The sequence below is a fragment of the Proteus penneri genome (genome assembly GCF_022369495.1).
GTDB lineage: Bacteria > Pseudomonadota > Gammaproteobacteria > Enterobacterales > Enterobacteriaceae > Proteus > Proteus penneri.
Window position 1 is genome coordinate 561996 of record NZ_CP059690.1, and the last position, 13232, is coordinate 575227.

Below are 13232 nucleotides of genomic sequence, written 5' to 3' on the forward strand. Positions count from 1 at the left end.
GGTGGCATACATGACCGATAAGCCCAACTTTAACACTGAGCTAAGATAATGTTTGAGAATTTAAGTGACAGACTATCGCGCACATTGCGCAATATAAGCGGTCGAGGAAGACTGACCGAAGAAAACATTAAAGAGACACTGCGTGAAGTGCGTATGGCTTTATTAGAAGCTGACGTTGCCTTACCCGTGGTTCGTGATTTTATTGCGCGCGTCAAAGAGAGCGCAGTAGGGCATGAAGTTAACAAAAGCCTGACACCGGGTCAGGAGTTTGTGAAGATTGTTCAAAATGAACTCGTCAATGCGATGGGGGAAGTGAATACTGACCTTGACCTATCAGCACAACCGCCAGCTGTTGTGTTAATGGCTGGTTTACAAGGTGCGGGTAAAACAACCAGTGTCGCAAAATTAGGTAAATTTTTAAAAGAGAAAAAGAAGAAAAAAGTTCTTGTTGTTTCTGCCGACGTTTATCGTCCAGCAGCGATTAAACAGCTTGAAACGTTAGCTGAAACGGTTGGCATTGATTTCTTTCCTTCGACTGTTCAAGAAAATCCAGTCACAATTGCAAGTAATGCATTAAAACATGCGCAACTTCAATTCTATGATGTATTGCTGGTGGATACAGCAGGTCGTTTACACGTAGATGAAGGCATGATGGAAGAGATCCAACTTCTCCATAAAGCCATTAATCCTGTGGAAACCTTATTTGTTGTTGACGCCATGACGGGTCAAGATGCGGCAAATACAGCAAAAGCATTTAATGAAGCATTGCCATTAACCGGGGTTGTATTAACCAAAGTTGATGGTGATGCGCGTGGTGGGGCGGCATTATCAATTCGCCATATCACTGGTAAGCCAATTAAATTCCTCGGTGTTGGGGAAAAAACAGAAGCTTTAGAACCTTTTCACCCAGATCGTATCGCCTCCCGCATTTTAGGCATGGGTGATGTTCTGTCTTTAATTGAAGATATTGAAAGCAAAGTTGATAGAGCACAAGCTGAAAAGTTAGCGACAAAACTTAAAAAAGGTGATGGCTTTGATTTAAATGATTTCTTAGATCAATTAAAGCAAATGAAGAACATGGGCGGCATGGCAAGTATGCTGAGCAAAATGCCGGGTATGTCTCAGGTGCCAGATGCAGTGAAATCACAAATGGATGATTCAATTTTAGTGAAAATGGAAGCGATTATTAATTCCATGACTAAAAAAGAACGCCAAAAACCGGAAATCATTAAAGGTTCCAGAAAACGCCGTATTGCTACAGGTTCTGGAACACAAGTGCAAGACGTCAACCGTTTATTAAAACAGTTTGATGATATGCAACGTATGATGAAAAAAATGAAAAAAGGTGGCATGGCTAAAATGATGCGTAGCATGAAAGGTATGATGCCACCTGGATTCCCTGGCCGATAAAATCAAAAAGCTGGAAAAAAAACGTGCTTTGGATTGCTTTTTTCGCCAAAGTGAGTAAACTTTTCGGGCTTTTTATATGACAACCGGACTCCGTTCCTCGATGGCGTCTGGTTGTTTTATTAACTAATGAGGATGTTATGGTAACAATTCGTTTAGCTCGTGGCGGCGCAAAAAAGCGTCCGTTTTATCAAGTAGTAGTAACCGATAGCCGCAATGCGCGTGATGGTCGTTTTATTGAACGCGTAGGCTTTTATAACCCACTGGCAACCGGTAATGCAGAAGAATTACGTTTAGACGTAGACCGTGTTGAACACTGGGTTGCTCAAGGCGCAACTGTTTCAGAACGTGTTGCTGGCCTGATCAAATCAGCGAAGAAAAGCGCTTAATCTGTCGCGGTGGTAACAATGAGCGAACAAAAAACCTTAAAAGAGCCTGTAGAACCTATTGTTATGGGTAAGTTGGGCTCACCTTACGGGATCCGTGGTTGGCTCAGAGTTTTTTCTTCCACCGAACACGCCGAAAACATTTTTGAATATCAACCGTGGTTTATTCAGCGTCATGGACAGTGGGAAACCATTGAAATTGAAAGTTGGAAACATCACAACCAAGATATTATCGTCAAGCTAAAAGGTATTGATGACAGAGATGCGGCTAACTTCCTGACTAATTTTGAAATTGTCGTGAATGCTTCGCAACTTCCAGAACTTGAAGGTGAATATTACTGGAAAGATCTGATGGGTTGTCATGTGGAAACGGACAAAGGCTACGATCTGGGTGTCGTTACAGACATGATGGAAACGGGCTCAAATGATGTCATGGTGATTAAAGCGAATCTGAAAGATGCGTTCGGTATCGGGGAACGGTTAGTTCCGTTTCTTGATGGGCAGGTTATCAAGAAAGTCGATCTCTCAGCGAAAAAAATTATCGTTGATTGGGATCCTGGTTTTTAGATTATCCGGTTAACGGTTCTCAATAGTGGGACACTAAAATGTGGATTGGGGTAATTAGCCTATTTCCAGAAATGTTCCGCTCTATAACCGAGTACGGGGTGACTGGTCGGGCAGTGAAGCATGGTCTGCTCAATGTAGAATGTTGGAATCCCCGAGATTTTACATACGACAGACACAATACTGTTGATGATCGTCCATATGGCGGTGGTCCTGGTATGTTGATGATGGTTCAACCTTTAAGGGAAGCTATTCATCAAGCAAAAGCTGCGGCAGGTGATGGAGCAAAGGTGATTTATTTATCACCTCAGGGACGCAAACTCGATCAACAAGGAGTTTGTGAACTGGCAACAAATGAGAAGTTAATTCTGGTTTGTGGTCGGTATGAAGGTATAGATGAGCGTGTCATTCAGACTGAAATCGATGAAGAGTGGTCTGTTGGTGATTACGTATTAAGTGGTGGGGAACTACCTGCCATGATAATGATAGATGCAGTAGCGCGTTTTGTTCCGGGGGTTCTCGGACACGCAGCCTCTGCGAAAGAAGATTCTTTTGCTGAAGGTTTACTTGATCATCCTCACTATACTCGCCCAGAGGTTTTAGATGGTATGGAAGTTCCAGCTGTTTTACTGTCAGGAAACCATGCACATATTAATCGCTGGCGTATGAAACAATCACTGGGTCGAACCTGGCTAAGAAGACCTGAGCTTCTGGAAAGCCTAGCTCTGACTGACGAGCAAAGAGTGCTGTTAACAGAGTTCCAACGGGAACATCTGTCAGGAACAGCAGAGTAAGTCTGACACAAGATGTCATTAATATCAGTTTACCTAGGGTAAGAGAATTATTATGAGCAATATTATTAAACAAATCGAACAAGAACAGATGAAGCAAGATGTTCCTTCATTCCGTCCTGGTGATACTTTAGAAATTAAAGTATGGGTTGTTGAAGGTTCTAAAAAACGTCTGCAGGCATTCGAGGGTGTGGTTATCGCTATTCGTAACCGCGGTCTGCACTCTGCATTCACTGTTCGTAAAATTTCTAATGGCGAAGGTGTTGAGCGTGTATTCCAAACTCACTCTCCAGTCGTAGATAGCATCACTGTGAAACGTCGTGGTGCGGTTCGTCAAGCTAAACTGTACTACCTGCGTGAGCGTTCAGGTAAGGCTGCTCGTATCAAAGAGCGTCTTAACGCTAAATAATACGCTTTCGCACATCCGAAAGTTATTGTTAAAAGGTCAGCATTTGCTGACCTTTTTTATATCTCCCGATGTTGCAAATATTGTTTGTGAGTTTTTCATCTCTGTTGCCTCTATCTTCCTATCTTATTTATTATTCTTATATTGAGATTCATTAAAAGATAATCTGTAAATATATTATTACATTTTGGTGTTTTGGTTCAATGTTTATCACATTATCTTTATTCTATTTATTTATTGTAACTTATTGTTATTTATTGTTTATTTTTGACCATTACCTTTTGTGTAATCATAAGTTTACGATTTTATCGAAAATGTCAAAAATATGGATTGATTTCTTTACATTGCATGTTATCTTATCTTTCAGACACACAAAAATCACAATGACAGATATAAAAAGGTAAAGATTATGATCATGCAAAAAGACGCACTCAATAATGTGAATATCAGCGAAGAGCTGGTTTTAATTACTCCAGAAGAGTTAAAACAAAAATACCCATTGAGTCGCAATGATCTGCATGCCATTGCTCAGTCACGTCAAACAATTTCTGAAATTGTCCAACGTCGTGATCCTCGCTTACTCGTGGTATGTGGGCCTTGTTCCATTCATGATATTGATGTTGCGTTAGATTACGCAAAACGTCTGAAAGTCTTAGCCTCTGAATTAAGTGATAGCCTGTACATTGTGATGCGTGTCTACTTTGAAAAACCTCGTACTACTGTTGGCTGGAAAGGTTTAATCAGCGATCCATTTATGGATGGCAGCTTTGAAATGGAAAAAGGATTACATATTGCCCGTAAGTTATTGACTGAACTAGTGCAATTAGGTTTGCCTTTAGCAACAGAAGCGTTAGATCCTAACAATCCACAATACTTAGGTGATTTATTTAGTTGGTCTGCTATTGGAGCCAGAACAACAGAATCTCAGACTCACCGTGAAATGGCATCGGGGCTTTCAATGCCAGTTGGATTTAAAAATGGTACAGATGGTAATCTAGATACTGCAATTAACGCGATGAAAGCGGCTTCTATGCCACATCGATTTATGGGAATTAATCAATCAGGGCAGGTTTGTTTATTGCAAACACAAGGTAACCCAGATGGTCATGTGATTTTACGTGGTGGTAAAACACCAAATTATCATGAAGAAGATGTTGCTCAGTGTGAAGCTCAGATGGTAAAAGCTGGATTAAAACCATCATTAATGATTGATTGTAGCCATGGTAATTCTAATAAAGATTTCCGTCGTCAAACGGCGGTAGTTGATTCAGTGATTGAGCAAATTACTAAAGGTAATGAATCTATCACTGGTATTATGTTAGAAAGTCACATTAATGAAGGCAATCAATCGTCAGAGCAGCCTCGCAGTGAAATGAAATACGGTGTCTCAGTAACAGATGCATGTATTAGTTGGGAAACAACGGAATCAGTGTTAAGAAATTTACATGCTCAACTTTCCCCGATTCTGGCTCAGCGTGAAGCACAGTTAAAAAAAGTTAGTTAATCATAAATAAAAAGAGGCAAGCATAGATGGCTGAAGAATTACAAAATTTGCGTGAGCAAATTGATCAGGTAGATAAATCACTGCTTTCTTTACTCGCAAAAAGAATGCAACTGGTAGCTGAAGTGGGAGAAGTTAAAAACCGTTATGGCTTACCGATTTATGCACCTGATAGAGAGGCCTCTATGCTTGCTTCTCGTCGTAATGATGCTCAAATGATGGGGATTTCCCCAGATTTGATTGAAGATGTGTTACGCCGAGTAATGAGAGAATCCTATACTAAAGAGAATGATAAGGGATTTAAAACGCTTAATCCTCAATTGGGTAAAATCGTTATTGTGGGCGGAAATGGGAAAATGGGTAAACTATTTTCTCGTTTGTTTACACTCTCTGGTTATCAAGTTGAAAGCTTAGAAGCTGATGAATGGCAAACTAAATCACCTGCTATTTTTGATAATGCAGGAATGGTAATAATTAGTGTACCTATCCATTTAACCGTTGAGGTTATTGAGAAGCTTCCTCCTTTACCTGAAAGTTGTTTGTTAGTGGATCTCGCTTCTATTAAAAAACAACCTTTAGATGCAATGTTAAAAGCACATAGTGGGCCAGTTTTAGGTCTTCATCCAATGTTTGGCCCTGATGTGCCCAGTTTAGCAAAGCAGGTTGTGGCTTATTGTGAAGGACGAAATCATCAAAAATTTGAATGGTTGTTAGAGCAATTAATGGTATGGGGAGCAAGAATTGAGGCGATTACGCCGGAAGAGCATGATAAAAATATGAGTTTTATTCAAGCACTTCGACACTTTACAACCTTTGCTTACGGCCAGCATTTAGCAAAAGAAAAAGTTGATTTAGCCAGTTTACTGCGGCTTTCATCTCCTATTTACCGGTTAGAATTGGCAATGATAGGGCGCCTATTTGCTCAGGATCCACAACTTTATGCTGATATTATTTTGTCATCGAAAGAGAATATTGAATTAATTCGTCGATATCATCAGTCATTAGGTCAAGCTATCGATTTATTAGATATAAATGCAAAGAGTGAATTTGTTCATTCGTTTAATAACGTGAGTTATTGGTTTGGTGATTATGCTTCTCAATTTATGAAAGAAAGTGGAATCTTATTACAAAAAGCAAATGATAGCCGAATATAATTTAAAGCTTCATTTTATAAAAAAACAGTCAATTAATTGTGTGAAGTGAACTGACTCTAGTTTATTGGACTGTTTAAATTAGTTAGATAAAGACTGAGTTCGGTATTGAACTGGACTCAGTCCTTTTAATTTTATCTTGATCCTTTCAGTATTGTAATACTTGATATATTCATAAAGTTCTTCTTCTAATTCATCTACATCTCTAAATTATTTAGTATAAAAATATTCTGTTTTTAATATGCCAAAAAAATTCTCTATTACTGCATTATCTAATAATCCTTAGGATTAGGACATGGGCTAACAGTACAATGAAGCTGGTTTATCGAACTTACTGTTACTTCAGAATAAGAAATTTGTGATGCATAAGCATTTGCTGTGAAAAAAATAAAAATTACATTTAAAATCAATAATATAAATTTATTCATATAACCATCCTATTTATGCTTAAAGCATAATTCTATTTTATCTAACAACCTCTCTGGTATTTCATAAGAAGTAAACCAATCATGTATACGTTATATCGGAAAAGTAAGTGATTAAACTTCTATTTTTAATAGGATTTTAATGTTTTTTGATAATTGGAAATTATTAATTTTTATATACAGTAATGTCTTGTTATTTAATTGTTATTACTTGGTTTAATTATATAATAATTAATGTTCAATATTGTCTCTTCGTTAAAAGTTATTTGTTGATGAGATCTTAAAACTGAATGAAATTGAAAGGTATTATGTAAACTATAACAATGATCAAAAAAATGATTATAACAATTATCGTAAATTATATTTTATAGACTCTTTTTTTTGCAAGAAGTGCTAAAAATTCAATTGTATTATTTTTTATTTATATTCCGACGTGTTTTTCAAGGGGTAATTTATGGATTTTTTAATACAACTCGCCATTATATTAGTGTGTCTATTTTATGGGGCTAGGAAGGGCGGAATTGCATTAGGTTTATTAGGTGGTGTAGGTCTAGTTATTTTAGTTTTTGTTTTTAATCTCCCTCCGGGAAAACCACCTGTTGATGTAATGTTAGTTATTATTGCCGTTGTTTCTGCATCAGCAACATTACAAGCATCTGGTGGATTAGATGTTATGTTGCAAATAGCAGAAAAATTATTACGAAAAAATCCCAAATATATTTCTATTGTTGCACCACTCGTAACTTGTACTCTTACAATATTATGTGGTACTGGGCATGTTGTTTATACTATATTGCCAATTATCTATGATGTGTCGATAAAAAATAATATTCGCCCTGAAAGACCAATGGCAGCAAGTACAATCGGTTCGCAAATGGGGATTATTGCAAGCCCCGTTTCCGTTGCCGTTGTTACATTAGTCGCAATGCTCGGTGATGTGACTTTTAATGGTAAACACCTTGAATTTTTAGACTTATTGGCAATTACTATACCTTCTACTTTTATCGGTATTTTAGCCATTGGTATCTTTAGCTGGTTTAGAGGAAAAGACTTAGATAAAGACCAACGTTTCCAAGAGTTTGTTTCAGTTCCTGAAAACCATGATTATGTTTATGGAGATACAGCGACACTTCTAGATAAAAAGCTCCCTATGAAAAACTGGGTGGCAATGTGGATATTTTTAGGTGCAATTGCTGTTGTTGCAATATTAGGTGCTTTTTCTGAAATACGTCCTGTATTTAATGGCAAACCGTTATCTATGGTGCTCGTTATTCAGATGTTTATGTTATTAGCAGGCGCATCAATTATTATTATCTGTAAAACCAATCCGTCTCTTATATCTAAAAATGAAGTATTCCGTTCAGGGATGATAGCAATTGTTGCTGTATATGGTATTGCTTGGATGGCAGAAACCATGTTCTCTGCACATATGAAAGAAATAGAAGCAGCATTAGGACAATTAGTACGAGAATATCCTTGGGCTTATGCCGTTGTCTTACTATTGGTATCTAAGTTTGTTAACTCTCAAGCGGCAGCTTTAGCTGCAATTGTTCCTTTAGCACTGGGTATTGGTGTTGATCCTGCTTATATCATTGCATCGGCACCTGCTTGTTACGGTTATTATATTCTGCCAACTTATCCTAGTGACTTAGCGGCAATTCAATTTGACCGTTCTGGTACAACTCGAATAGGGCGTTTTGTTATTAACCATAGCTTTATTTTACCAGGGTTAATTGGTGTAACCGTTTCCTGTGTCTTTGGCTGGGTATTTGCTGCGATGTATGGTTTCTTATAATTAATTTTAAAATAAGAGCCAAAAAGAAAAGCCAGATAGTTATATGCTATTTGGCTTTTATCTGCGAGTGAGTTTATTTTACTTCAACAGGAACAACATTTTCTGAAGGGTAACAGCCTAGTATTTTTAATGAACGTGTTGTTTGTGATAAATCGTGTAAGGCCTTTTGCATATTGATGTCACGTAAATTTGCTTGAACATCAATATAAAACATCTCTTCCCAAGGTGTGCCATTAATAGGACGAGATTCAAGTTTTGTCATAATAATGTCGTATTTTTTTAAAATCATTAATGCATCAACTAATGCACCTGCTTGTTGTCCTGTTGCCATTAAGAAGGTTGTTTTAGCAGGTACTTGCTCTGAAACATCTATGGCTTTTCGTGCAATAACAATAAAGCGTGTTACGTTTATTTGCTGGTTTGCTAAATTATTAGCTAAAGGTTTTAAACCATAAAGAGAGCCACCAGCTTCACTACCAATAGCCGCAATATGTGGCGATTGTGCGAGAGCCACTTTTTCCATTGCAGCGGCGGTACTTTCACAGTATTCAATTTTCCAGTTTGGATACTGGTTTAAATAATGGCTACATTGTTGGAAGGGTTGAGGGTGACTATAAATAGTTTGCAATTCTTCTGTACTGCTATCAACACTTGTTAAAAGCGCATGATTAATAGGGATGCGAATTTCACCAACAATAGAGATTGATGTTGTTTGCAATAAATCGTAAACATCATTAATTGCGCCCGAACTAGTATTTTCAATGGGCAGTAAACCGTAATCAGCTTGACCTGTATCGACAAGTGTAAAAATGTCATCAAATTTCTGACAAGTGCAATCAACGTAGGTATCAAAATGGCGGGCTGCATATTGACGGGCAGCAATATGTGAATAAGAACCTTTAGGTCCTAAATAAGCAATTCTGGCTGATTCATTGGGGGTTGCATTAAGATGTTGTTGTAGAATGGCTTGTTGCGTTAATACAGAGTCTTCAATGATCATTTGAAAAATACGACTAATATAAAAACCATCTAGCCCAACTTTTTTTCCTTTCTCAATTAATAAATCAAGTAATTCACGCTCACGATTTTTATCTCTAATAGGGCGATGTGTATTCAATTTAAATTGAGCTACGTCAGCAGATAATTGGCGTCTGTTTGCTAACAACGTTAGTAATTCTGAATCTAACGTTGTAATTTTATCTCTGATTGCTAATAAATCGAGTTTTTCCATGTTTAAGCCCTATACCGTTATGTCATACCATCATAAATAAAAAAGCCTCCAACTTGGAGGCTATTGTCGTTCTTACTTTTCTTTCTGAAATGACAAAGCCTCTTAATGAAAGAGTAGAAAGAAAAAGAAGAAAGGCAAATGTGGATATTTGTTCATTATATTGATTGGTAAATTATTTAACATATCGCTATCAAACATGATGATGTGAAAGGAGTCAAGAAAAATACAACAAAAAGCGCATCACGAGGATGCGCAGAGGCGTTTTGAGTCAGTGATTTATTCTAATTTTTAATCTTGCTTTACTATTTACATTTCATCGACAAGTAAATTCTCTTCTTTCAGGCTGTTATTCGCCCGGCGAGATTCATTTTTATGCTGAACTTTGTTTAATTGACGTTCAAGTTTTGCGAGTAAGTCATTAATTGCAACATACATATCGGCGTGTTGTGCATTAGCGACCAATTGCCCATTTGGAGTATGAATGCTGGCATCAACACTAAAACCCTTAGGATCTTTCGTAAGAATAATATGAGGATTGATTAAATTCACCTGCCATTTATTAAGTTTAGTTAGACGGCTTTCAATGTGTTCTCGTAGTGCTGGGGTAATTTCCATTTGTTTGCTAGTAATATTTATAATCATATAGTTACCTCTTTATTACTCCATCTTCGATAAATTCAGAATATCGTGATACACAATTTAAAACATGATCAAAATCACTTTTTGTTAGATGTATGTGTAACTAGTAATAAAAACGTGACAAATGATAAATAGCTGAAAAAGACCGCTTGTTAAGTTGTATTTATTCGGTCATATTAGGAAGGTTGGGCTGATGAAAAGTAAAGACAATTTAGCTAGCAAAGAATAAAAAAACAGCAGCGATAAGCTGCTGTTTTTGATAGTGAGGCTTTAATTAGGCTGGATTGGCTGCAATCAGTGAAGCTACTTTTTCTGCTTCTTGTGTCAGACCTAATTCTTTATAAGCGTTTTCCATATAAACAAGCGCGTCGCGAGTGGCTTGTGTATCAGGATAATCACGCATCATTTGCTCTACTCTATTAATAACCGCGACATAAGCCCCTCGTTTAGTATAGAATTTTGCAACAGAAAGCTCATACTTCGCTAAACGGTTTTTAAGAAAGACAAGACGTTTAGTTGCATCAGCGGCATAAAGGCTGTCTGGATAGTAGCGAACTAATTGACTAAAATCTTTGAATGCTACAATAGCATGTTGAGGATCACGGTCTGAACGATCAATACCAAAGAACCCTTGTAATGCACTATCATCTAATGCCTGAGCCGTTAAGCCACGCATATAAAGAACATAGTCGATATTAGGATGGGTTGGATTTAATCGCATAAAACGGTCGATTGCCGAAATCGCCATTGGTAGTTCCGCTGATTTATAATAAGCATAAATCAGATCGAGTTGAACTTGTTGCGAGTAAGGGCCAAAAGGATAGCGATTATCGAGAGACTCTAATTGTTTGATAGCCGCTCCATAATTGCCATCTAGCAATTTTTCCTGACTGGTTGAGTAAAGCTCAGAAGGCGACATATCGGCAGTAGCGTCTTTGTCTGAACTCGAACAGCCAGCAAGTAACAGGCTTACAGTGGCCGCTGCCACTAGGTATTTAATGCGTCTCATCACGTATTGATTATCCTCTGAATAGGTTTGGGGAGTCTCTCCGTGAAGCTCCCCTGAAATCGGTTACACTATAACTCATTTTAAATGAAACGGCTGTGCCGTCAAAACACTAACTTAATTAATAGAAAATTATTTATGTCTCAACAAATACGACTTAATGCTACAGTCGCAGATTCACAGCTGGGTCAACGCTTAGATCAGGCTTTGGCCGAAATGTTCCCTGATTATTCAAGATCTCGTATAAAAGAGTGGATCTTAGACAATAGAGTGCAGGTTAACGATAAAATCATCAATAAGCCAAAAGAAAAAATGCTTGGCGGTGAAAAAATTGAAATCGATGCCTTAATTGAAGAGGATGTTCGCTGGGAGCCTCAGAATATTCCGTTAAATATCGTTTATGAAGATGATGATATTTTAGTTATCAATAAGCCAAGAGATCTTGTTGTACATCCTGGTGCGGGTAACCCTGATGGCACCGTATTAAACGCATTACTTTATCGTTATCCAGAGATTGCTAATGTACCTCGTGCTGGTATTGTCCATCGTTTGGATAAAGATACAACAGGTTTAATGGTTGTTGCAAAAACAGTTCCTGCTCAAACGCATTTAGTCGAAGCTTTACAACGTCGTGAAATCACGCGTGAGTATGAAGCGGTTGCAACAGGAAGAATGACAGCAGGAGGATTAGTGAATGAACCTATTTCTCGACATCCAACTAAACGTACACATATGGCTGTACACCCAATGGGTAAACCTGCAGTAACACATTATCGTGTTATGGAGCATTTCCGTGCTCATACACGTTTGCGTTTACGTTTAGAAACCGGTCGTACTCACCAAATTCGTGTTCATATGGCACATATACATCATGCTTTAATTGGTGATCAGCTTTATGCAGGAAGACCTCGCCCTTTAAAAGGGGCTTCAGATGAATTACGAGAAACGTTACGTTTATTTGATAGACAAGCTTTGCACGCAACGATGCTACGTCTTTATCATCCAATAACAGGTATTGAAATGGAATGGCATGCACCATTACCTGATGATATGGTTAAGCTTATCGATGTGCTAAAAGCTGACGTTGAACAGTTTAAAGATGAAATGGATTGGTAAATGACTTCATTGGTTTTTCCAGATTGGCCACAGCCTGAAAATATTGGGTCTTGCAGTACCTTGAGAGAGGGGGGGGTTAGTCTGCCACCTTATAATAGCCTCAATCTAGGTGCTCATGTTGGTGATAAATTATCTGATGTTGAAGAAAATAGACGCAGACTTTGTCAGCAAGCTCAACTGCCTGAAATGCCATTATGGCTTGAACAAGTTCATGGTACCCATGTTGTTACGCTAAATACTGAGAAAAATAATGAAGTACGAGGTGATGCCCTTTATACCGCTACTGAGAAAAAAGTTTGTGCAATTATGACGGCAGATTGCCTACCTGTTCTTTTTACAACTATTGATGGAACAGAAGTTGGCGCAGCTCATGGTGGATGGCGAGGGCTTTGCCATGGTGTATTACAAAATACACTAGCGAAGTTTAAAGCACCAAAACATCAAATAATGGCATGGTTAGGGCCAGCAATTGGGCCAACTGCTTTTGAGGTAGGCTCTGAAGTCCGTTTGGCCTTTATTGAAAAAAATAAGGCCTTTGATCCTGCATTTATTCCTCATAATGGTAAATATTTAGCTAATATCTATATGTTAGCGAGAATAATTTTACAGGAAAATGGGGTAACTCAGATTTACGGTGGTAATTTCTGTACTGTGACAGAGAAATCGCGTTTCTTTTCATATAGACGCGAACAGATAACAGGTCGAATGGCGTCATTAATCTGGATTAAATAAACTTCTCTTAACCGTTTTTCTCACTTATCTCAAATACTGATAAATATTTTTGCTCAAAATTTTTATTTTGAGCTTGAATATT

At 37.8% G+C, this 13232-nt stretch carries 13 protein-coding genes, 1 pseudogene and 1 other annotated feature; of the genes and pseudogenes, 10 read left to right on the forward strand and 4 right to left on the reverse strand.

The window, feature by feature from the left end:
• The first annotated feature begins 48 nt into the window (after positions 1–48).
• The 7 genes from ffh to tyrA all read left to right on the forward strand — a co-directional run bounded on the left by ffh (position 49) and on the right by tyrA (position 6209).
• Positions 49–1410, forward strand: a complete 1362-nt coding sequence (ffh, locus tag H1225_RS02430) for a signal recognition particle protein (RefSeq protein ID WP_109396311.1) — start codon at positions 49–51, stop codon at positions 1408–1410.
• 137 nt (positions 1411–1547) lie between these two features.
• On the forward strand, positions 1548–1796 hold the full coding sequence (gene rpsP, locus H1225_RS02435; RefSeq protein WP_004244772.1) for a 30S ribosomal protein S16: 249 nt from the start codon (positions 1548–1550) through the stop codon (positions 1794–1796).
• A gap of 18 nt (positions 1797–1814) precedes the next feature.
• Complete coding sequence (rimM, locus tag H1225_RS02440; protein WP_006534751.1) at positions 1815–2360, forward strand: ribosome maturation factor RimM; 546 nt, start codon at positions 1815–1817, stop codon at positions 2358–2360.
• A 38-nt stretch (positions 2361–2398) separates the two neighbouring features.
• Positions 2399–3151, forward strand: a complete 753-nt coding sequence (gene trmD, locus H1225_RS02445; protein WP_006534750.1) for a tRNA (guanosine(37)-N1)-methyltransferase TrmD — start codon at positions 2399–2401, stop codon at positions 3149–3151.
• A gap of 52 nt (positions 3152–3203) precedes the next feature.
• Complete coding sequence (rplS, locus tag H1225_RS02450; RefSeq protein ID WP_006534749.1) at positions 3204–3557, forward strand: 50S ribosomal protein L19; 354 nt, start codon at positions 3204–3206, stop codon at positions 3555–3557.
• A 406-nt stretch (positions 3558–3963) separates the two neighbouring features.
• On the forward strand, positions 3964–5058 hold the full coding sequence (locus H1225_RS02455) for a 3-deoxy-7-phosphoheptulonate synthase (protein WP_109848498.1): 1095 nt from the start codon (positions 3964–3966) through the stop codon (positions 5056–5058).
• 26 nt (positions 5059–5084) lie between these two features.
• Entirely contained in the window at positions 5085–6209 is a 1125-nt protein-coding gene (gene tyrA / locus H1225_RS02460; protein WP_161725169.1) for a bifunctional chorismate mutase/prephenate dehydrogenase, read from the forward strand.
• A gap of 78 nt (positions 6210–6287) precedes the next feature.
• On the opposite strand, the pseudogene H1225_RS02465 reads toward tyrA, so the two are convergent.
• Positions 6288–6482 (reverse strand): annotated as a pseudogene (locus H1225_RS02465) (IS3 family transposase); the annotation flags it as partial.
• A gap of 603 nt (positions 6483–7085) precedes the next feature.
• Here H1225_RS02465 and H1225_RS02470 point away from each other — a divergent pair.
• Positions 7086–8426 carry an anaerobic C4-dicarboxylate transporter gene (locus tag H1225_RS02470; RefSeq protein ID WP_006534743.1) on the forward strand — a complete coding sequence of 447 codons (1341 nt, stop codon included), beginning with the start codon at positions 7086–7088 and terminating at the stop codon, positions 8424–8426.
• 73 nt (positions 8427–8499) lie between these two features.
• Here the strand turns inward: H1225_RS02470 and pheA are convergent, their stop codons facing one another.
• The 3 genes from pheA to bamD all read right to left on the reverse strand — a co-directional run bounded on the left by pheA (position 8500) and on the right by bamD (position 11305).
• Positions 8500–9657 (reverse strand): bifunctional chorismate mutase/prephenate dehydratase, encoded by a 1158-nt coding sequence (gene pheA, locus H1225_RS02475; RefSeq protein ID WP_161671424.1) that lies wholly within the window; start codon positions 9655–9657, stop codon positions 8500–8502.
• A gap of 35 nt (positions 9658–9692) precedes the next feature.
• Positions 9693–9809, reverse strand: a sequence feature (Phe leader region).
• A 154-nt stretch (positions 9810–9963) separates the two neighbouring features.
• Positions 9964–10299 (reverse strand): ribosome-associated translation inhibitor RaiA, encoded by a 336-nt coding sequence (gene raiA, locus H1225_RS02480; RefSeq protein ID WP_006534738.1) that lies wholly within the window; start codon positions 10297–10299, stop codon positions 9964–9966.
• Positions 10300–10570: 271 nt separating this feature from the next.
• Complete coding sequence (gene bamD / locus H1225_RS02485) at positions 10571–11305, reverse strand: outer membrane protein assembly factor BamD (RefSeq protein WP_006534737.1); 735 nt, start codon at positions 11303–11305, stop codon at positions 10571–10573.
• Between the two features lie 135 nt (positions 11306–11440).
• Between bamD and rluD the strand changes: the two genes are divergently transcribed.
• The gene (rluD, locus tag H1225_RS02490) at positions 11441–12418 is read left to right on the forward strand and encodes a 23S rRNA pseudouridine(1911/1915/1917) synthase RluD (protein WP_006534736.1); all 978 of its coding nucleotides are present in this window, start codon (positions 11441–11443) and stop codon (positions 12416–12418) included.
• Positions 12419–13150, forward strand: coding sequence for a purine nucleoside phosphorylase YfiH (gene yfiH / locus H1225_RS02495; RefSeq protein ID WP_115065150.1), 732 nt, complete (start codon positions 12419–12421; stop codon positions 13148–13150). It begins immediately after the preceding gene.
• Positions 13151–13232: the final 82 nt, after the last annotated feature.

Coding starts and splice junctions, on each gene's coding strand:
- ffh (WP_109396311.1), top strand. CDS start 49: ATGTTTGAGAATTTAAGTGACAGACTATCGCGCACATTGCGCAATATA.
- rpsP (WP_004244772.1), top strand. CDS start 1,548: ATGGTAACAATTCGTTTAGCTCGTGGCGGCGCAAAAAAGCGTCCGTTT.
- rimM (WP_006534751.1), top strand. CDS start 1,815: ATGAGCGAACAAAAAACCTTAAAAGAGCCTGTAGAACCTATTGTTATG.
- trmD (WP_006534750.1), top strand. CDS start 2,399: ATGTGGATTGGGGTAATTAGCCTATTTCCAGAAATGTTCCGCTCTATA.
- rplS (WP_006534749.1), top strand. CDS start 3,204: ATGAGCAATATTATTAAACAAATCGAACAAGAACAGATGAAGCAAGAT.
- H1225_RS02455 (WP_109848498.1), top strand. CDS start 3,964: ATGATCATGCAAAAAGACGCACTCAATAATGTGAATATCAGCGAAGAG.
- tyrA (WP_161725169.1), top strand. CDS start 5,085: ATGGCTGAAGAATTACAAAATTTGCGTGAGCAAATTGATCAGGTAGAT.
- H1225_RS02470 (WP_006534743.1), top strand. CDS start 7,086: ATGGATTTTTTAATACAACTCGCCATTATATTAGTGTGTCTATTTTAT.
- pheA (WP_161671424.1), bottom strand. CDS start 9,657: ATGGAAAAACTCGATTTATTAGCAATCAGAGATAAAATTACAACGTTA.
- raiA (WP_006534738.1), bottom strand. CDS start 10,299: ATGATTATAAATATTACTAGCAAACAAATGGAAATTACCCCAGCACTA.
- bamD (WP_006534737.1), bottom strand. CDS start 11,305: ATGAGACGCATTAAATACCTAGTGGCAGCGGCCACTGTAAGCCTGTTA.
- rluD (WP_006534736.1), top strand. CDS start 11,441: ATGTCTCAACAAATACGACTTAATGCTACAGTCGCAGATTCACAGCTG.
- yfiH (WP_115065150.1), top strand. CDS start 12,419: ATGACTTCATTGGTTTTTCCAGATTGGCCACAGCCTGAAAATATTGGG.